At 73.8% G+C, this 19,329-nt stretch carries 17 protein-coding genes; 9 read left to right on the plus strand and 8 right to left on the minus strand.

From position 1 onward, the window contains the following. Positions 1–104: 104 nt before the first annotated feature. Positions 105–1,487 (plus strand): cysteine desulfurase/sulfurtransferase TusA family protein, encoded by a 1,383-nt coding sequence (locus tag IE321_RS28550; RefSeq protein WP_190225054.1) that lies wholly within the window; start codon positions 105–107, stop codon positions 1,485–1,487. A gap of 370 nt (positions 1,488–1,857) precedes the next feature. Here the strand turns inward: IE321_RS28550 and IE321_RS28555 are convergent, their stop codons facing one another. Continuing rightward, complete coding sequence (locus tag IE321_RS28555; RefSeq protein ID WP_043222949.1) at positions 1,858–2,832, minus strand: carbohydrate kinase family protein; 975 nt, start codon at positions 2,830–2,832, stop codon at positions 1,858–1,860. Between the two features lie 130 nt (positions 2,833–2,962). Here IE321_RS28555 and IE321_RS28560 point away from each other — a divergent pair, with 130 nt between their 5' ends. Continuing rightward, positions 2,963–3,169: a hypothetical protein gene (locus IE321_RS28560; protein WP_043222947.1), complete on the plus strand. Its 207-nt coding sequence runs from the start codon at positions 2,963–2,965 to the stop codon at positions 3,167–3,169. A 67-nt stretch (positions 3,170–3,236) separates the two neighbouring features. Continuing rightward, positions 3,237–4,709 (plus strand): hypothetical protein, encoded by a 1,473-nt coding sequence (locus IE321_RS28565; RefSeq protein ID WP_190225055.1) that lies wholly within the window; start codon positions 3,237–3,239, stop codon positions 4,707–4,709. Between the two features lie 102 nt (positions 4,710–4,811). Here the strand turns inward: IE321_RS28565 and IE321_RS28570 are convergent, their stop codons facing one another. Further along, on the minus strand, positions 4,812–5,168 hold the full coding sequence (locus IE321_RS28570) for a HesB/IscA family protein (RefSeq protein WP_031006968.1): 357 nt from the start codon (positions 5,166–5,168) through the stop codon (positions 4,812–4,814). Between the two features lie 226 nt (positions 5,169–5,394). Here IE321_RS28570 and nadA point away from each other — a divergent pair, with 226 nt between their 5' ends. Continuing rightward, the gene (nadA, locus tag IE321_RS28575; RefSeq protein ID WP_488191491.1) at positions 5,395–6,585 is read left to right on the plus strand and encodes a quinolinate synthase NadA; all 1,191 of its coding nucleotides are present in this window, start codon (positions 5,395–5,397) and stop codon (positions 6,583–6,585) included. A 75-nt stretch (positions 6,586–6,660) separates the two neighbouring features. Here the strand turns inward: nadA and IE321_RS28580 are convergent, their stop codons facing one another. The 5 genes from IE321_RS28580 to IE321_RS28600 form a co-directional block, all read right to left on the minus strand. Continuing rightward, entirely contained in the window at positions 6,661–9,822 is a 3,162-nt protein-coding gene (locus IE321_RS28580) for an efflux RND transporter permease subunit (RefSeq protein ID WP_190225056.1), read from the minus strand. Between the two features lie 157 nt (positions 9,823–9,979). Continuing rightward, complete coding sequence (locus tag IE321_RS28585) at positions 9,980–10,669, minus strand: response regulator (RefSeq protein ID WP_043222938.1); 690 nt, start codon at positions 10,667–10,669, stop codon at positions 9,980–9,982. Further along, positions 10,666–11,904, minus strand: coding sequence for a histidine kinase (locus tag IE321_RS28590; protein WP_226651681.1), 1,239 nt, complete (start codon positions 11,902–11,904; stop codon positions 10,666–10,668). Before IE321_RS28590 ends, IE321_RS28585 begins: the two co-directional genes overlap by 4 nt. 402 nt (positions 11,905–12,306) lie before the next feature. After that, complete coding sequence (pspAA, locus tag IE321_RS28595) at positions 12,307–12,585, minus strand: PspA-associated protein PspAA (protein WP_043222936.1); 279 nt, start codon at positions 12,583–12,585, stop codon at positions 12,307–12,309. Positions 12,586–12,604: 19 nt separating this feature from the next. Beyond that, entirely contained in the window at positions 12,605–13,402 is a 798-nt protein-coding gene (locus tag IE321_RS28600) for a PspA/IM30 family protein (protein ID WP_079021937.1), read from the minus strand. 280 nt (positions 13,403–13,682) lie between these two features. Here IE321_RS28600 and IE321_RS28605 point away from each other — a divergent pair, with 280 nt between their 5' ends. The 3 genes from IE321_RS28605 to IE321_RS28615 all read left to right on the plus strand — a co-directional run bounded on the left by IE321_RS28605 (position 13,683) and on the right by IE321_RS28615 (position 16,372). After that, complete coding sequence (locus IE321_RS28605) at positions 13,683–14,285, plus strand: DUF3043 domain-containing protein (protein ID WP_043222933.1); 603 nt, start codon at positions 13,683–13,685, stop codon at positions 14,283–14,285. Between the two features lie 65 nt (positions 14,286–14,350). After that, on the plus strand, positions 14,351–15,127 hold the full coding sequence (locus IE321_RS28610; protein WP_190225069.1) for a class I SAM-dependent methyltransferase: 777 nt from the start codon (positions 14,351–14,353) through the stop codon (positions 15,125–15,127). 168 nt (positions 15,128–15,295) lie between these two features. Continuing rightward, the gene (locus tag IE321_RS28615) at positions 15,296–16,372 is read left to right on the plus strand and encodes a S1C family serine protease (RefSeq protein ID WP_190225057.1); all 1,077 of its coding nucleotides are present in this window, start codon (positions 15,296–15,298) and stop codon (positions 16,370–16,372) included. Between the two features lie 278 nt (positions 16,373–16,650). Here IE321_RS28615 and IE321_RS28620 read toward each other — a convergent pair whose 3' ends face one another. Continuing rightward, on the minus strand, positions 16,651–16,857 hold the full coding sequence (locus tag IE321_RS28620; protein WP_043222929.1) for a hypothetical protein: 207 nt from the start codon (positions 16,855–16,857) through the stop codon (positions 16,651–16,653). 91 nt (positions 16,858–16,948) lie between these two features. On the opposite strand from IE321_RS28620, the gene IE321_RS28625 reads away from it, so the two are divergent. Together IE321_RS28625 and cobT are read left to right on the plus strand one after the other, a co-directional pair. Continuing rightward, positions 16,949–18,151 carry a bifunctional adenosylcobinamide kinase/adenosylcobinamide-phosphate guanylyltransferase gene (locus tag IE321_RS28625; RefSeq protein WP_190225058.1) on the plus strand — a complete coding sequence of 401 codons (1,203 nt, stop codon included), beginning with the start codon at positions 16,949–16,951 and terminating at the stop codon, positions 18,149–18,151. Positions 18,152–18,230: 79 nt separating this feature from the next. Beyond that, positions 18,231–19,313, plus strand: a complete 1,083-nt coding sequence (cobT, locus tag IE321_RS28630; protein ID WP_190225070.1) for a nicotinate-nucleotide--dimethylbenzimidazole phosphoribosyltransferase — start codon at positions 18,231–18,233, stop codon at positions 19,311–19,313. The last annotated feature ends 16 nt before the right edge of the window (positions 19,314–19,329 follow it).

A 19,329-nucleotide genomic window follows, 5' to 3' on the forward strand; every position in this document is an offset into this window, starting at 1 on the left:
CCGGGCGGCGGCCGGCGGCCGGTCCGCGCGGGCCCCGGCGACGGTCCACCGGCCGGTGGCGGGGGCTGCCGGGGGCGCCGGGAGGCAGGCTCTACCGTGGGCGGATGCCGTACTTCGACGCCGCGTCCGCCGCGCCCCTGCACCCCGTCGCCCGTCAGGCGCTGCTCGCCGCCCTCGACGAGGGGTGGGCCGATCCCGCCCGGCTCTACCGGGAGGGGCGGCGGGCCCGGCTGCTGCTCGACGCGGCGCGGGAGGCCGCGGCGGAGGCGGTGGGCTGTCGCCCCGACGAACTCGTCTTCACTCCTTCGGGGACCCGCGCGGTGCACTCGGGCGTGTCGGGCGCGCTCGCCGGGCGCCGCCGGGTCGGCGGGCGGCTGGTGGTCTCGGCCGTCGAGCACTCCTCGGTGCTGCACGCGGGCGAGGCACACGCGGCGGCCGGCGGGACCGTGACGGAGGTGCCGGTCGGCCGGACCGGGGCGGTCGACCCGGCGGCCTTCGCGGCCGAGCTGGGCGAGGGAACGGCCCTGGCCTGCCTCCAGTCCGCCAACCACGAGGTGGGCACGGAGCAGCCGGTGGCCGAGGTCGCGGAAGCCTGCCGGGCGGCCGGGGTGCCGCTGCTCGTGGACGCGGCCCAGTCGCTCGGCTGGGGCCCGGTCCCGGAGGGCTGGTCGCTGCTGGCGGCGAGCGCGCACAAATGGGGCGGGCCGGCCGGGGTCGGCCTGCTGGCGGTCCGCAAGGGCGTCCGGTTCGCGCCGCAAGGCCCGTCCGACGAACGGGAGTCGGGCCGCGCGCCCGGCTTCGAGAACCTGCCCGCGATCGTCGCGGCGGCGGCCTCGCTGCGGGCGGTGCGGGCCGAGGCGGCGGCGGAGGGCGCGCGGCTGCGGGAGCTCGTCGACCGGATCCGGGCGCGGGTGCCGGAGCTGGTGCCGGACGTGGAGGTCGTCGGCGACCCGGTGCGGCGCCTCCCCCACCTCGTCACCTTCTCCTGTCTGTACGTCGACGGGGAGACGCTGCTGTCGGAGCTGGACCGGGAGGGTTTCTCCGTTTCGTCCGGTTCGTCGTGTACGAGCTCGACGCTGACGCCCAGCCATGTGCTGCGCGCGATGGGCGTCCTGAGCGAGGGGAACGTCCGGGTCTCGCTGCCCGCCGGCACGGACTCCGCCGACGTGGACCGCTTCCTGGCGGTGCTGCCGGGGGTGGTGGCGTCGGTACGGGAGCGGCTGGGCGCGGCGCCGGCCGCCGCGGAGCCGGAGCCCGCGCAGGAGCTGGTCGTCGACGCGCTCGGGAAGCGGTGCCCGATCCCCGTCATCGAGCTGGCGAAGGTGATCGGGTCGGTGCGGGTGGGGGGGACGGTGACCGTGCTGTCCGACGACGCGGCGGCCCGGCTGGACATTCCCGCGTGGTGCGAGATGCGGGGCCAGCGCTACGTCGGCGAGACCGCCACCCCCCAGGGCGCCCCCGCGTACGTCGTCCGCCGCGCCACCTGACGCCCGCGGGCCCGGGCGCCGCCGTTTCATCGCGGGCCGCGCCCGGCCGGGACGTACCGCCACCGCTCCGTTGCGGGCAGTCGTTCCGCTGGGGCGATGGGGGTCCCCCCTGCTCGAGCGAAGCCGAGAGCTTGGGGGAGGGTGGGCACAACGGAACGGCACCCTTGCGGGTGCCTCCGCTTCCGTGCCTGAGCCCGCACCCGTACGGCGTCGTCCTACGGGGTGCGGGTTCAGGCGCGGAAAGCCTTGGCCCGGCAGGGGGCGCCGTCCCTGTGCCCACCCGTCCCGCCCTGCGGGACGCCTGCCCACAGGGCGCGGGGCGCGGCGGGGACGGCCCGCAGGGCCGACGGTGGGTGCGGGCCGTGTGGGGTCAGGAGAGGTGGGACTGGAGTTCCGCGGTGGCTTCGTGGCCGTACGCCTTGGTGAAGCGGTCGATGAAGTTGGTGCGGCGCAGGGTGTACTCCTGCGTACCGAGCGTCTCGATGACGAGCGTCGCCAGCATGCACCCGACCTGCGCCGCCCGCTCCAGGCCGACGCCCCAGGACAGCCCGGTCAGGAAGCCCGCGCGGAACGCGTCGCCGACGCCGGTGGGGTCGACCTTGGCCTCCTCCTCGGGGCAGGCGACCTCGATCGCGGGCTCGCCGGCCCGCTCGATGCGGACGCCGCGCGAGCCGAGCGTGGTGACGCGGTGCCCGACGCGGGAGAGGATCTCCTCGTCGGTCCAGCCGGTCTTCGCCTCGATGAGGCCCTTCTCGTACTCGTTGGAGAAGAGGTAGGTCGCGCCGTCGAGGAGCGTGCGGATCTCCTCGCCGTCCATGCGCGCGATCTGCTGGGAGAAGTCCGCGGCGAAGGCGATGTCCCGGGCCTTGCACTCCTCGGTGTGCCGGAGCATCGCCTCGGGGTCGTCGGCGCCGATGAGGACGAGGTCGAGCCCGCCCACGCGGTCGGCGACGGCCTTGAGCTCGATGAGGCGGGCCTCGCTCATGGCGCCGGTGTAGAAGGACCCGATCTGGTTGTGGTCCTTGTCCGTGGTGCAGACGAAGCGCGCGGTGTGCAGGACCTCGGAGATGCGGACCGAGCCGGTGTCGACGCCGTGGCGGTCGAGCCAGGCGCGGTACTCGTCGAAGTCGTAGCCGGCGGCGCCGACGAGGATCGGGTTGCCGCCGAGCTGGCCCATGCCGAAGCAGATGTTGGGGCCGACGCCGCCGCGGCGGACGTCGAGGTTGTCGACGAGGAAGGAGAGGGACACCGTGTGGAGCTGGTCGGCCACCAGCTGGTCGGCGAACCGGCCGGGGAAGGTCATCAGGTGGTCGGTGGCGATGGAGCCGGTGACTGCGATACGCACGGCTGGGTGCTCCTGCGGGTAATGGGTGAGGACGATCCACGGTATCCGCTGCGGGGCTCGCTGCCGAACAGTGGAAACTACCCCAGAGTAGGCCTTTTCTCCGGAGGCGGGTGGTGCATACGGTGCGCCCATGACCACGTACCCCGCTCCCCGCGAGCGACACGAGTCCGAACTGAGCCTCGCCGAGCTGCGCGGCGCCGGTGCCCGGATGGTCCCGCACTGGGTGACGCCGGCCGATCCGGCGCCCGCCCCCGTCTCCCCCGCCTCGATCCACGGCGTGGTCGTCCCGGACTCCTCGGCGCGGCTGATCGCCGCCACCGCCGAGTACGGCGGCTGACGGGACGGAACCGACCGCGCCCCCGCCCCGTCCCACCGGTGTCCGAACGACACGAGGGAGCGTTGCGGTGAGCGGTACGGAGAGCGGACGCGGGCGACGGACCGCGCTCGTCGCCACGGTGGCGGCGGGTGTGCTGCTGGCCGGTGGCGGTGGGCTGTATCTGACCGCCGCCGGTGACGAGCGGGACGGCGGGGACACGGCGTCCCGGTCCGCGGGCGCGCCCGCGCCGCCGCCCCTGCGGCTCGGGGGCGGGAGCGGCGGTACGGGCCCGGGCGCGGGGATCGCGCCGGGCGAGCCGAACCCGGGCGGCGGCCCGAACGGGACGGTCTACAGAGCCGAGGGCCCACTCCCCCAAGGGCCCTCGTCGGCCGCGGTCCACCGGCCGAAGGGCCTGGTCACCTCGGAAGAGGTGGCCAGGCTGGCCGGGGCACTCGGTGTCGAGGGGCGGCCTGCGCTGGTCGGGGACGTGTGGACGATCCGGCCCGAGAAGGACGGCGTCGGACCGCGCCTGGACGTGGCGCGGGAGGCGCCGGGGAACTGGACGTACTCCTGGTACGACGGCGGTCCGGCCGGTGACACCTGTCTGAAGGGGAAGGCGTGTCCGCCGCCGGGTGAGGTGAAGCCGCCGGCCGGGGGCTCCCCGGTGAGCGAGGCCGCGGCCCGGGCGGCGGCCGCGCCGGTGCTGAAGGCGCTGGGGCAGGACGACGCGAAGGTGTCGGCGACGCAGGTGATGAACGGCTCGGTGCGGGTGGTGAACGCCGATCCGGTGATCGGCGGGCTGCCCACGTACGGCTGGTCGACGGGGCTGCACATCGGCCCGGACGGGCGGCCGGTGGCGGGCAGCGGCACGCTGAAGGAGCCGGCGAAGGGCGAGACGTACCCGGTGGTGTCGGCGGAGCGGGCGCTGGCGCGGCTGAACGAGGAGTCGAAGGGCACCGGCCCGATCGGGATCGGCGGCTGCGCCACGGACCCGCCGGCCGGGGAGCCCCAGGCACCGGACGAGCCCGGGAAGGACGCGCCGTGCCAGACGATCGTCGACATGGCTCCGCCCCGCGAGGTCCCGGTGACCGGTGCGGTGCTCGGTCTCGCGGCGACGGACACGGCGGACGGGCGGGCGCTGGTGCCCGCGTGGCTGTTCACGGCCGATCCGGCGGACGCGGCGGCGTACACGGTGACCTCGACGGCGGTGGCGGCGGAGTTCCTGGTGCCGCCGGCGACGCCGTCCCCGGAGCCCACGCCGGGCACGCCGGAGCCGTCGGACGGCACGGCGCCGGTGCGGCGGATCGAGTCGTTCACCGTCGCGGGTGACGGGCGGACGCTGGCGCTGACCTTCTGGGGCGGGGTGTGCAGCACCTACACCGCGCGCGCCGCGGAGGACCCGCGGCAGGTGCGGGTGTGGATCGACGAGAAGCCGGACGACCCGGACCGCGCCTGCATCCTGGTCGCCAAGGAGATCACCGTGGAGGTGGAACTGGAGGCGCCGCTGGGCGACCGGCCGGTGGTCGACGCGCCGAGCGAGGAGGCGGTGCCGCGCCGGTAGGGGCGTACGGGCCCCGCCGCCGCGCGGCGGACGGCATGCGGAAAGGGCGGTGGCCCGGGAGGTCGGTCTCCCGGGCCACCGCCCTCTTCACCGCTGCGCGGCTTAGCTGAACGAGTCGCCGCAGGCGCAGGAGCCCGTGGCGTTCGGGTTGTCGATCGTGAAGCCCTGCTTCTCGATGGTGTCGACGAAGTCGATGGAGGCGCCGCCCAGGTACGGGGCGCTCATGCGGTCGGTGACGACCTTGACACCGTCGAAGTCCTTGACGACGTCGCCGTCGAGCGAGCGCTCGTCGAAGAACAGCTGGTAGCGCAGGCCGGAGCAGCCACCGGGCTGGACGGCGACACGCAGCGCGAGGTCGTCACGGCCTTCCTGCTCCAGCAGAGCCCTGACCTTGGCCGCGGCGGCGTCGGTGACGATGATGCCGTCGGTGACGGTGCCGGTCTCGTCCGATACGGACATCTACATCTCTCCCGGGTTGTACGGAGACTGCTTGCCGACGGTGACAACCGGCGGTGCCCCGGATTCATTCCGGGTCGGGTGGGATTTCCCTCCTCCATGCTCGCACATGCCGCCCGAAGACGCGGAGGGCGAATGCGTCACATCGACACTATGGCCATCGTCAGGATGACGTGAAGGGGTTATGATAGATAACGTCATTTCGACGAAAAGGTTCCCCGAAGAAAGGGTGCGTGACGTGACCACCGCCCAGACCCCCCTGGACGTCCAGCCGACGCCGCTCGCCCTCCTGCTGCTCGGCCGCGAGGCCGACCCCAAGAGCGAGCGCGGCGTGGAGTGTCCCGGCGATCTGCCGTCGCCCTCCGACCCCGACCTGGTGGAGCGTGCCCGCGCGGCCAAGGAGAAGCTCGGGGACAAGGTCTTCGTCCTCGGCCACCACTACCAGCGCGACGAGGTCATCCAGTTCGCCGACGTCACCGGCGACTCCTTCAAGCTCGCGCGTGACGCCGCCGCCAAGCCGGAGGCCGAGTACATCGTCTTCTGCGGCGTGCACTTCATGGCAGAGTCGGCCGACATCCTCACCGGCGACGACCAGAAGGTCGTCCTGCCCGACCTCGCGGCAGGCTGCTCGATGGCCGACATGGCCACCGCCGAGCAGGTCGCCGAGTGCTGGGACGTCCTCACCGAGGCCGGGATCGCGGACGTCACCGTGCCCGTCTCGTACATGAACTCCTCGGCCGACATCAAGGCCTTCACCGGCAAGCACGGGGGCACGATCTGCACCTCGTCGAACGCGAAGAAGGCGCTGGACTGGGCCTTCGAGCAGGGCGAGAAGGTGCTCTTCCTGCCGGACCAGCACCTGGGCCGGAACACCGCCGTCCGCGACATGGGCATGTCCCTGGACGACTGCGTGGTCTACAACCCGCACAAGCCGAACGGCGGGCTCACCGCCGAGCAGCTGCGCGCCGCCAAGATGATCCTGTGGCGGGGTCACTGCTCGGTGCACGGCCGCTTCTCGCTGGAGTCGGTCGAGGACGTGCGCGCCCGGATCCCCGGCGTGAACGTGCTGGTCCACCCGGAGTGCAAGCACGAGGTCGTCGCCGCCGCGGACCACGTGGGCTCGACCGAGTACATCATCAACACCCTGGAGGCGGCCCCGGCCGGCTCGAAGTGGGCGATCGGCACGGAGCTGAACCTGGTCCGCCGCCTGGCGAACCGTTACGCCGACCAGGGCAAGGAGATCGTCTTCCTCGACAAGACGGTCTGCTTCTGCTCGACCATGAACCGGATCGACCTGCCGCACCTGGTGTGGACCCTGGAGTCGCTGGCCGAGGGCAACCTGGTCAACCGGATCGAGGTCGACAAGGAGACCGAGGCGTTCGCGAAGCTCGCGCTGGAGCGGATGCTGGCGCTGCCGTAACGGTTCTCCGGTACGTACACGGAAGGGGCGCCCCGCGAGTTCGCGGGGCGCCCCTTCGGTCTGCCGGCCGGGACCTCAGTCCAGGGCGTCGAGCAGGGTCGCGTCGAGCGGGCTGACGTCCGGCTGCTCCGGGATCACCGTCGCGTCGCCGTCCTTCTTGAGCGTCTTCTTCGCCCCCTTCTTCGCCGCCTTCTTCTTCGCGCGGCGCTCCTTGCGGAGCTCGACCATCGCGTAGAGCGTCGGGACGAGGAGGAGGGTCAGCAGGGTCGAGCTGATCAGGCCGCCGATCACGACCACGGCGAGCGGCTGGGCGATGAAGCCGCCCTCGCCGGTGATGCCGAGGGCCATCGGCAGCAGGGCGAAGATCGTCGCCAGGGCGGTCATCAGGATCGGGCGGAGCCGGTGCCGGCCGCCCTCGACCACCGCTTCGACGACGCCGTACCCCTGTGCCCGGTACTGGTTGATCAGGTCGATCAGGACGATCGCGTTGGTCACGACGATGCCGATGAGCATCAGCATGCCGATCATCGCCGGGACGCCCATCGCGGTGCCGGTGGCGACCAGCAGGCCGATGGCGCCGGTGGCGGCGAACGGGATGGAGACCAGCAGGATCAGCGGCTGGATCAGCGACCGGAAGGTCGCGACCAGCAGCATGAAGACGATCGCGACGGCCGCGAGCATCGCCAGGAACAGGTTGAGGAAGGCCTCGTTCTGGTCCTCGGAGACGCCGCCGACGGAGGCCGAGGCGCCCTCCGGCAGGTCGAGCGCGCTGATCTTCGACTGGAGCGCGGTGCCGACGGCGCCGGTGTTGTCCGTGGTCGGCTTGGCGGTGATCGTCGCCGCGCGGGCGCCGTCGATCCGGGTCATGGAGACCGGACCGGGGACCAGCTCGACGGTGGCGATGTCACCGAGCTTCACCGGGCCGAGCGGCAGCGCCTTCAGCTGGTCGAGGGTGGTGGCCGGGGTGGCCGAGGTGATGAGGACGTCCCGCTCGGTGTCGTCGAGGGTGGCCTTGGCGGCGGGGGTGCCGCGGACCGCCTGGGCGACGATCATGCCGAGGCTCGCGTCGTCGAAGCCGGCGTCGGCCGCCTTCTCGTTGGCCCTCACGGAGACCCGCGGGACCGACTGGGCCAGGTCGCTCTGGACGTCGGTGACGTCCTTCAGCTCCGCGACGGCCTTCTGGACCTGCTCGGACGCCTTCTGGAGCAGCTCCCGGTCGCCGGCCTTCACCACGACGCTCAGGTCCTGGCCGGCGAAGCCGTCGCCGGCCGCGATCGAGGTGTCGCCGACGCCGTCGAGCTTCCCGAGCGCCGACTCGATGGCGTCGCGGGTCTTCTCGTACGAGGCGGACTCCTCCAGGGTCACCTGGAAGGACGCCTGGTTGGCGCCGGTGCCGCCGCCGAAGGCCGCCATGAAGCCGGAGGAGCCGACGGTGACCTGGTAGTTCTTGACGCCCTCGGTGTCCGCGAGGACCTTCTCGATCTTCTTCGCCGCCTCGTCGGAGGCGTCCAGGGCGGTGCCGGGGGCCAGCTTCTGCTTGACCGTCAGGACCGGCTGGTCGCCCTGGTCGAAGAAGTTGGTCTTCATCAGCGGCGCCATGCCGAAGGTGACGACCAAGACGACGAGGGCGATGGCCACGCTGGTGAGGCGGCGGCGGGTGGCGAACCGCAGCACCGGCACGTAGGCGCGCTGGAGGCGGCTCTTCGCCTCCTTCTCCTCGGCGGCCCTGCGGGCCTCGTCCGGGTCCTGGGAGGTGCCCTTGGGGGCGCGCAGGAACCAGAACGAGAGCACCGGCACGACCGTCAGCGACACCAGCAGCGAGGCCAGCAGGGCGGCCGTCACGGTGAGGCTGAACGAGCCGAACAGCTCGCCGACCATGCCGCCGACCAGGCCGATCGGCAGGAAGACGGCGACGGTGGTGAGGGTCGAGGAGGTGACCGCGCCGGCCACCTCCTTGACCGCGGTGATGATCGCGGACTGGCGGTCCTCGCCGTAGCCGAGGTGGCGCTTGATGTTCTCCAGGACCACGATCGAGTCGTCGACGACCCGGCCGATGGCGATGGTGAGCGCGCCGAGCGTCAGGACGTTGAGCGAGAGGTCGCGGGTCCACAGCACGATCAGCGCGAGGACGACCGAGAGCGGGATGGAGACCGCGGTGACCAGGGTCGAGCGGATCGAGGCGAGGAAGACCAGGATCACCAGGACGGCCATGACGAGGCCGAGGGCGCCCTCGGTGGTGAGGCCGGAGATCGACTTGGCGACCGCCGGGCCCTGGTCCGAGACGACCGTCAGCTCGGCGCCCGCGCCCAGCTGCTTGCGCAGCTCGGGCAGCTTCTCCTCGACGGCCTCGGAGATGGCGACGGCGCTGCCGTCCTTGTCCATGGTGGCCATGACGGCGAGGCTGGGCTTGCCGTCGGTACGGGTCAGCGAGACCCGGGCGGACTCCTCCTGCTCGACGGTGGCGACGTCGGCCAGCCGGACCGCCTTGCCCCGGGCGGGCTTGATCCGCAGGTCCTGGATCTGCTGGAGCGAGGTGAAGCCGCCGCCGACCTGGACGGTGCGGCTCTTGCCGGCCTCGGAGAAGGAGCCGGCGGGCATGGTGCCGCCGCCGTTCTGGAGCGCCTGGGCGAGGTTCATGGAGGTCAGGCCGGCCGCGGCGAGCTTGCGCTCGTCGGGGGTGACGGAGACCTGGAGGTCCTGCACGCCGTCGATGCTGACCTGGCCGACGCCGTCGATGTCCTCCAGGGCCGGGACGACGGTCCGCTCCAGCTGGTCGGCGAGGGCCTGCTGGTCCTTGTCGGAGGTGGCGGCGAGGACGACGGTCGGGATGTCGTCCGTCGAACCGGCCACGACCTGCGGGTCGACCGTGTCGGGCAGCATCGCCCGGGCGCGGTTGACGGCCTGCTGGACGTCGGCGACGAGCTGCTTGGTGGACTCGTCCCCGTAGTCGAAGGAGGCCATGATCACGGCGCTGCCCTCGGAGGCGGTGGACGTGATCCCCTTGAGGCCGTCGACGGCCTTGAGGTTGTTCTCCAGCGGCTCGACGACCTGCTTCTCGACCACGTCGGGAGAGGCGCCCTGGTAGGGGGCGATGATCGAGACCATCGGGAGCTCGATCGAGGGGAACAGCTGCTGCTTCAGCTGGGGTATCGCGATCAGTCCGAAGACGATGGCGACGATGGACATCAGCCCGATCAGGGCCCGTTGCGCGAGGCTGAATCTGGACAGCCAGGACATGGGGTCTCTCTTCTGTGGCGTACTCGTCGGCAGGCGGCGGGCAGCCAGGAGCGCCCCCCAGCCCCCAGGATCGGCCACCCGCGGGCCGCTCGCGTCGCCCCCGGGGCGGTTATCCGGCCGGGCGCGTACCGCGTCCGCAGTACGCCGGGGTGCCGGGTCACTCCCCCCTCGGGCGTACCAGTCCCGTCTCGTAGGCGGTGACCACCAGCTGGGCGCGGTCGCGGGCGCCGAGCTTGGCCATGGCCCGGTTCACGTGGGTCTTCACGGTGAGCGGGCTGACGTCGAGCCGTTCGGCGATCTCGTCGTTGGAGAGGCCGCCGCCGACGAGGACGAGGACCTCGCGCTCCCGGGCGGTGAGCGCGGCCAGCCGGCCGGCGTCCGCCCCGGCCGGGGTGCCGGCCGGGCCCGCGGCGGCGCTCTGGGCGAGGAAGCTGGCGATCAGGCCCTTGGTGGCGGTTGGCGAGAGCAGCGCCTCGCCCGCGTGCGCGATCCGGATCGCGCCGAGCAGCTCCTCCGGTTCGGCGCCCTTGCCGAGGAAGCCGGAGGCGCCGGCGCGCAGCGACTCGACGACGTACTCGTCGATCTCGAAGGTGGTGAGCATGACGATCCGGACGTCGGCGAGCTCGGGGTCGGCGGTGATCGCGCGGGTGGCGGCGAGGCCGTCGGTGCCGGGCATCCGGATGTCCATGAGGACGACGTCGGGCCGTTCGCTGCGGGCGAGGGCGGCGGCCTGGGCGCCGTCGGCGGCCTCCCCGACGACCTCCATGTCGGGCTCGGAGTCGACCAGCACCCGGAAGGCGCTGCGCAGCAGCGCCTGGTCGTCGGCGAGCAGCACCCGGATCGTCATCTGTCCTCCCCCGCCTCCCGGGCCGTCCCGGGGGTCAGCGGCAGTATCGCCTGCACGCGGAAGCCGCCGCCGTAGCGGGGTGCGGTGGTGAGGACGCCGCCGAGCGCGGTGACCCGCTCGCGCATGCCCAGCAGGCCGTGGCCGCCGGAGGGCTCCGGGGCGGGGCCGGTGGGCGGGACGCCGTCGTCGAGGACGGTGACCTCGACCGTACGGCCCACCAGGACGACGCTCACCTCGGCGCGGGCGTCCGGTCCGGCGTGCTTGCGGACGTTGGTCAGGGCCTCCTGGACGATCCGGTACGCGGCCAGGTCGACGGCCGCCGGGAGGGGCCGGGCGCCGTCGGTGCGGGCCAGCGAGACGGGCAGGCCGGCCTTGCGGAAGCTGTCGAGGAGTCCGTCGAGCACCGCGAGGCCGGGGGCGGGCTCGGTCGGGGCCTCCGGGTCGCCGGACTGGCGGAGCAGGCCGACGGTGGCGCGCAGCTCGTCCAGGGCGGAGCGGCTGGCCTCGCGGACGTGCGCGAGCGCCTCCTTGGCCTGGTCGGGGCGCCTGTCCATGACGTGGGAGGCGACCCCGGCCTGCACGTTGACCAGGGCGATGTGGTGGGCGACGACGTCGTGGAGGTCGCGGGCGATCCGGAGGCGTTCCTCGGCGACCCGGCGGCGGGCCTCCTCCTCGCGGGTCCGCTCGGCGCGTTCGGCGCGCTCCCGGATGGCGTCGACGAAGGCCCGGCGGCTGCGGACGGCGTCGCCGGCGGCGGCCGCCATGCCGGTCCAGGCGAAGACCCCCAGGTTCTCCTGGGCGTACCAGGGGGTGGGGCCGAAGGCCATGGCGGCGAAGGCGAGCGCGGTCATGGTGGCGAGGCCGACGCGCCAGGTGGTGGGGCGGTCGGTCTGCGAGGCGACGGTGTAGAGGGCGACGACGACGCCGATGGTGACCGGGGCCGGGCGGGTCTCGCCGAGCAGCTCGACGAGGGCGAGCCCGGAGGTGAGGGCGAGGACGACGAAGGGCCTGCGGCGCCGGAACACCAGGGCGAGGGCGGCGACGAGCATCATCCCGACCCCGGTGAGGGTGGGGGCGCGGTCGCCGAAGGTGGGGCCGGTGACGCTGCCGTGGGGGTCGGTGAAGGAGGCGGCGATCATCGCGACGAGGACGCCGAAGGCCAGCACCGTGTCGAAGGCGAGGGGATGGTCGCGGAAGCGCTCGCACAGGCGTGCGGCCAGGTGGGGGCGGGTCACCGGGGAACGGTACGGCGGGTTGCGGGTCTCATGGAACGGTGCGGGTCCTGGGGGGAGGGTGGGGTGACGGCTCCGGCGCCGCCCGGGCGCCGATCCGGTGGGCCCGGGCGTCCCTCCCCGAGGGCCCCGTCCGGAATCCCGGGGTGGGGCGCCCATGGGGCCCCGGGGGAACGCGCCTACGGGGACCCGCGGGAGGACGCCCGCACGGAACCCCGGGCGGAACGTCTGCGGGGAACTCCCCGGGGGAACGCCCTACGAGGCACCCCGGCAGAACGCCTACGGAGAACGCCCGGGCGGAACGCCTAAGGGGAACCCCGGGCGGAACGCCTGGGGAGAATCCCGGCCGGAACGCGTACGAGGAACCCCCGAGCCGAACCGCCCGCCCCGATCGGGGCGGCGGTGTCAGCCCGGGATCAGGCCGTCGTCCGAGAGCATCTCCCGGACCTCGTCCAGGGTCGCGTCGGGGGACGGGAGGATGAGCTCCGAGGGTTCGAGGGCGTCGTCGGGGAGGGGACCGCCCAGCCGGCGGACGGCGGCGAGGAGGGCCGCCAGGGTGCGGCGGAAGCCTTCCTCGTCGCCCGACTCCATCTCGGCCAGCAACTCGTCGTCGAGCACGTTCAGCTCGGCGAAGTGGCTGTCGGCCAGCTCGCGCTGGCCCTCCCCCATGATCCGTACGATCATGACGCCGTCCTTGTCCTGGCTACTGCTTGTCGAAGCGCGGGTGGGACTGCTGCTGGTTCTGCTGGGGGGCGCCCTGGGCGCCGCCCTCGATGGCCTGCTGCTGGGCCGAGGGGCCCCCGGCCAGCTCGGCCTTCATGCGCTGGAGCTCCAGCTCGACGTCCGTGCCGCCGGAGAGACGGTCCAGCTCGGCCTGGATGTCGTCCTTGGCGAGGCCCGACTGGTCGTCGAGCGCGCCGGAGGCGAGGAGCTCGTCGATGGCGCCGGCCCGGGCCTGGAGCTGGGCGGTCTTGTCCTCGGCCCGCTGGATGGCGAGGCCGACGTCGCTCATCTCCTCGGAGATGCCGGAGAAGGACTCGGCGATCCGGGTCTGGGCCTGGGCGGCCGTGTAGGTGGCCTTGATGGTCTCCTTCTTCGTGCGGAAGGCGTCGACCTTGGCCTGGAGCCGCTGCGCGGCGAGGGTCAGCTTCTCCTCCTCGCCCTGGAGGGTCTGGTGCTGCACCTCCAGGTCGCTGACCTGCTGCTGGAGCGCGGCGCGACGGGACAGCGCCTCGCGGGCGAGGTCCTCGCGGCCGAGCGCCAGCGCCTTGCGACCCTGGTCCTCCAGCTTGGCGGACTGGCCCTGCAGCTGGTTCAGCTGGAGTTCGAGCCGCTTGCGGGAGGTGGCGACGTCGGCGACGCCCCTGCGCACCTTCTGCAGCAGCTCCAGCTGCTTCTGGTAGGAGTAGTCGAGGGTCTCGCGCGGGTCCTCGGCCCGGTCAAGGGCCTTGTTCGCCTTCGCGCGGAAGATCATCCCCATACGCTTCATGACACCGCTCATGGGCTTCGCGCGCCCCCTTCTGACGGACGTGGCACCGGCTCTTCGACAGGATCCACAGTACGGGCCCTGCCTCTATTACCGCACTGTTCGGAGCGGGATGCGCTCCTCCCCAAGGACGACTGGCACCCCCTTCGCCTCCCGCGGGGGGAGGAGAAGGATCTCGGGGAGACCCCTGGCACCGCCCGTCCTCGTGTGCGTACCGGCTACGACGCCGGCTGTGAGCGGATCGTTCCCTCCCGGACTGGGGTTCCATGCCCGCCACCCCGTACCCTTGGGTTTTGTGTTCCGTAGCCGTTCGAAGGATGAGAAGGCCCCCACCGAGAAGGTGACGGCGGACCTCTCCAAGCAGCCCCGCGACCCCGAGGCCCCCAAGGGCCGCCCGACCCCGAAGCGGAGTGAGGCCCAGTCACAGCGTCGTCGTGCGCAGACCGTCCCGCTCGACCGCAAGGAGGCCAGCAAGCGCCAGCGTGAGGCGCGGCGGGCCGACCTGACGCGTCAGCGCGAAGCGCTGAACAATGGTGACGAGCGTTATCTGCCGGCCCGTGACAAGGGTCCGGTGCGCAAGTTCGTGCGCGATTTCGTCGACTCGCGCTTCGCGATCGCCGAGTTCTTCCTGCCGATGGCCGTGGTCATCCTCGTGCTCTCGCTCTTCGGCAACACCAACCGCTCGCTCCAGAACATCTCGCTGCTGCTCTGGCTCGGTGTGATCATCCTGATCATCATCGACTCGATCGGCATCTGGATCCGGCTGCGGAAGCAGCTCAACGAGCGGTTCCCGAACGAGCCGAAGCGCGGTGCGATCGCGTACGGCCTGATGCGCACGCTCCAGATGCGTCGCCTGCGGCTTCCGAAGCCGCAGGTCAAGCGCGGAGAGCGGCCCTGAGCGCGGACGGCTCGGTCCCCGGCGGGCACGCTTTCGGCGTGGCCGCCACCGGGGCGGGCGGTCCGGTGCTGCCCGCCGTCGTCCACTGGCCCGCCGGTCACGGCGGACTCCGGGACACCATCCGGCAGGAGATCGTCGCCCGCCAGGTCGACGAGCAGATAACCGGCCGCTACCCGGTGGGGCAGCGGCTGAGGATCCTCGACGCGGGCATGGGGGCCGGTACGCAGGCGCTGCGGCTGGCCCGGGCCGGTCACACCGTCACGGGCCTGGAGGCCGACCCGGAGCTGCTGAAGGCGGCCCGGGACTCGCTGGCGACCGAGCCGGCCGGGATCCGCGAGCGGGTCCGGCTGATCGAGGGCGACGGCCGCGAGACCGGCGTCCACTTCCTGCCGGGCAGCTTCGACGTGGTCCTGTGCCACGGGGTGCTCATGTACGCCGACGAGCCGGACGCGCTGCTTGCGGGTCTGGCCCGGATGCTGGCGCCCGGCGGCCTGCTCTCCCTGGTGGTACGGAACGCGGACGCCCTCGCCATGCGGCCGGGGCTCGCCGGGGACTGGGCGGGCGCGCTGGCCGGCTTCGACACGGACGTCTACCAGGACGACGACGGCGTGAAGGTGCGGGCCGACCGGCTCGACGCGCTGACCGCGACGCTCGCGGGGATCGCGGCGCCGCTGCACGCCTGGTACGGGGTGCGGGTCTTCACCGACGGCGTCCCCCCGGAGGCGGGCCTGCCCGCCGCCGAGGAGCTGGAACGGCTGCTCGCCGCCGAGGAGCGGGCGGGCCGGACCGATCCGTACCGGCGGGTGGCGGCGCTGCTGCACCTGTGCGGGGTCCGGGGCTGACGCCCCCCCCTCACGACACGGCCGAGGGGCCGGTGCGCCGAGCAGGCGCGCCGGCCCCTTCGCGTGTCGCCCGCTTCCGGCACGTACCCCTGCCCCGTCCGCCGGGAGGTACGCCTGTTCGGAGGATTCCGCCGGGACGGGCGAAAAGGACGGACGGATACTCCGGACATGGATGTCACCCGCCGCGCCCGTGCCCGACGCCTCGCCCTCCCCCTCGCCGCGGGGGCCTGCGCCGTCGCGCTGACCGCCGGCTGCTCCTCCGGGTCGGGGACGCCCGCCGCGCCGGAGCGGACCACCTCGCAGGCGGCGGCACCGCGCGCCGCCAACGACCTCCAGGACGACTACCAGGCCGTCATCAAGGACGTGCTGCCGTCCGTGGTGCAGATCGACGCCTCCGAGAGCCTCGGCTCCGGGGTCGTCTACGACGACCGGGGGCACATCGTCACCAACGCGCACGTGGTCGGCGACGAGAGGACGTTCCAGGTCACGGCCGCGACCGGCGGGCAGCCGGTGGCGGCCCGGCTGGTCGCCGCCTACCCGGAGCAGGACCTCGCGGTGATCAAGCTGGAGTCGGTGCCCGAGGGGCTGAAGCCGGCCCGGTTCGGCGACTCGTCGGCGGTCCAGATGGGCCACATCGTGCTGGCGATGGGCTCCCCGCTGGGCCTGTCCGGCAGCGTCACCCAGGGCATCGTCTCCGCCACCGGCCGCACCGTCAGCGAGGGAGGGGCCGGCGGCGGCACCGGCGCGACCATCGGCAACATGGTGCAGACCTCGGCCGCGATCAACCCGGGCAACAGCGGCGGCGCGCTGGTCGACCTGGACAGCGAGGTCGTCGGCATCCCCACGCTGGCGGCCGCCGACCCCCAGATGGGCGGCGGCGCGGCGCCCGGCATCGGCTTCGCGATCCCGGCGTCCATGGTGAAGACGGTCGCCGACCAGATCATCAAGGACGGCAAGGTCACCGACTCGGGCCGGGCGGCCCTCGACATCACCGGCCGCACGGTCCTCGACGACTCCTACGAGCCGATGGGCGTGGCGGTGGTCGAGGCCGAGCCGGGCGGCGCGGCGGCGGACGCGGGGCTGCGCGCGGGCGACGTGATCACCCGGCTCGCCGACGACGACATCACGACGATCACCTCCCTCGCGGAGTCCCTGGCGGGCCGCAGCCCCGGGGACGTCGTGACGGTGACGTACGTACGGGGCGACACGACCCGCAAGGCGGAGGTCACCCTCGGCGAGATGTGAGGGGCGGCCGGACCGGGGCGGGACCCGAGGTCCCGGCTTCCCCACGTGCCCGGCCGCGGGTTCCGGCGCTCGGTCCGGCGCGGGCGAGAGGGGCGGGACCCGAGGTCCCGGCTTCCCCGAGTGCCCCGCCGCGGGTTCCGGCCCTGAGGCCCCCCGCGTGCCCGGCCGCGGGTTCCGCTCCTCGGTCCGGCGCACGCGAGAGGGGCGGGACCTCGGAGGCCCGCCCCTCATGGCCGCCGGGCGCGGGGGCCTGGCCCCGCGGTCCGGCGGTCACCGTGTCACTCCCCGGCGTCCAGCGGCATCGGGCCGTAGATCTTCGCGGTGTCCTCGGAGAGGGTCACCTGGTCCGCGCCGCCGGCGAGGAGGTCGCGCCAGTGTTCGCCGAGCCAGCTCTCGGCGTCCCCCTGGGTGCCGAACTCTTCCGGGGTCACCACCGGCACGACCTCCGTGCCGTCGGACTTCTCGAACCGCCACGTCCATGCCATGTCCGCCTCCTGGGGCTCACCGGATGATCGGTTTCCTGCCCGCAGCGTAGCCGGGCGAGCACCGCGCGCGGGGGCGCGGGAGGATCAGTGCGTGGAACTGACTCTGCTCGGCACCGGCTCCCCGCTCGGCCTGCCCCGCCCCGACTGCCCCTGCGCGGTGTGCGCGCGCTCCCGCGGCACGCGCGCGCGTGCCGCCACCGCCCTGCTCGTGGACGGGGCGCTGCTGCTGGACCTCACCCCGGGGGCGGCCCTCGCCGCGGCCCGCGCGGGGCGTTCGCTGGTGGGGGTGCGGCAGGTGCTCCTGACCCATCCGCACGACGGTCCGCCGGTGGAGCTGCCGGCCGGGCTGCCGACGGCGGGGCGGGTGCCCGACGGCCGGGAGCTGACGCTGATCAGCGGCCACCGGGTGCGGGCGGTGCCGATGGACTCCCCCGGGACCGGCTACGAGGTGGTGTCGGCCGAGGGCGAGCGGCTGCTGTACCTGCCGCGCGGCGCGGCGCCGGCCGGGCTGCCGGAGAACCACCAGGAGCCGTACGACCTGGTCGCGGCCGATGTGACGGGCCGGCCGGACGCGCTGGCCAAGCTGCGGGCGACCGGCGCCGTGGGGCCGGGCACTGAGGTGATCGCCGTCCATCTGGACCACGACGCGCCGACCGGCGCCGACCTGGACCGGCGGCTCGCGGCGGCCGGGGCGCGGGCGGTGCCGGACGGGACGGTGCTCTACCTGGGCGAGTACCACGAGCTGCCCGAGGTGCCGCGGCGGACGCTGGTGACCGGCGGGGCGCGGTCGGGGAAGTCGGTGGAGGCCGAGCGGCGCCTGGAGACCTTCCCCGAGGTGGTGTACGTGGCGACCTCCGGGACCCGCGAGGGCGACCCGGAGTGGGCGGAGCGGGTGGGCCTGCACCGGGAGCGGCGGCCGGGCTCGTGGCGTACCGCCGAGACCACGGACCTGGTCCCGCTGCTCGTGGAGGACGGTCCGGCGCTCCTGATCGACTGCCTGTCGCTGTGGCTGACGGACGCCATGGACCGGGTGGGCGCCTGGGACGACGGCACGTGGGAGGAGAGCGGCCGGACGGCGCTGCGGGAGCGGACGGCGGAGCTGGTGGCGGCCGTGCGGGCGACCCGCCGGACGGTGGTGGCGGTGACCAACGAGGTCGGGTCGGGCGTGGTGCCGGCGACGGCGGCCGGACGGCGGTTCCGGGACGAGCTGGGGCGGCTGAACGCGGCCTTCGCGGAGGAGTGCGAGCAGGTGGTGCTGGTGGTCGCCGGTCAGGCGCTGGTGCTGCGCGGGTAGGGTGCTGATCCCGATGGGCCTGTGTGCCGAACCTCGCTGATGTCACAAGGCGGAACCCCCGATGGACCCTCTGCATCCTCTGAACCTCGACGACTTCTCCGATCTGATCGAGCGCCCCGACGGCGGGATCCGGCGTGACGCGGAGGAGCGCCGGGAGCGGCTCGCCGTCCGCGCGGGCGCGCTCGGCCGCCTCGACGAGCTGGGCGAATGGCTGTCCGCCGCGCAGTCCGCGGTGCGGGTGCGGGCGATCGAGCAGCCGAAGGTCCTCGTCTTCGCCGGTGACCACGGCATCGCCGCGCAGGAGGTGTCGGGCCGCCCGGCCGGCACCGCGCACGTGCTCGTCCGGGAGCTGCTGGACGGCGCGAGCCCGCTCGCGGTGCTGGCCCGCTCGATGGACGTGCCGGTGCGGGTGGTGGACGCGGGCCTGGACTGCGACCCGGAGCTGCTGCCGGAGGCGGTGACCCGGCACCGGGTGCGGCGCGGCAGCGGGCGGATCGACGTCGAGGACGCGCTGACGCCGGAGGAGACCGAGGCGGCGGTGCGGCTCGGGATGGCGATCGCCGACGAGGAGGCCGACTCGGGCACCGATCTGGTGGTGCTCGGCGACCTGAGCGTGGGCGGTACGACCCCGGCGTCGACGCTGATCGCGGCGCTGTGCGGCACGGACGCCTCGGTGGTGACCGGGCGCGGCGGCGCGGGGATCGACGACCTGGCGTGGATGCGCAAGTGCGCGGCGATCCGGGACTCGCTGCGGCGGGCCCGGCCGGTCCTCGGCGACCAGCTGGCGCTGCTCGGCGCGGTCGGCGGGGCGGACCTGGCGGCGACGACCGGCTTCCTGCTCCAGGCGGCGGTGCGGCGGATGCCGGTGATCCTGGACGGCGTGGTGGGCGCGGCGTGCGCGCTGGTGGCGCAGCGGGCCGCCTTCCGGGCGCCGGACTGGTGGCTGGCGGGCCAGGTGTCCGGGGAGCCGGCGCAGACGAAGGCGCTGGACCGGATGGCGCTCAACCCCCTGCTCGACCAGGGCGTCCTGGTGGGTGAGGGAACCGGGGCACTGCTCGCGCTTCCCCTCGTCCGGGCCGCGGCGGCACTCGCCGCCGAGCTGCCCGAGCGTCCGCGGCCGACCACCGCGGACGGGACGGCCGCCGCCGACGCGGCGGTCTGACGGGGAGGGAAGCACA

This window comes from Streptomyces hydrogenans, from assembly GCF_014656075.1.
Taxonomy (GTDB): Bacteria; Actinomycetota; Actinomycetes; order Streptomycetales; family Streptomycetaceae; genus Streptomyces; species Streptomyces hydrogenans.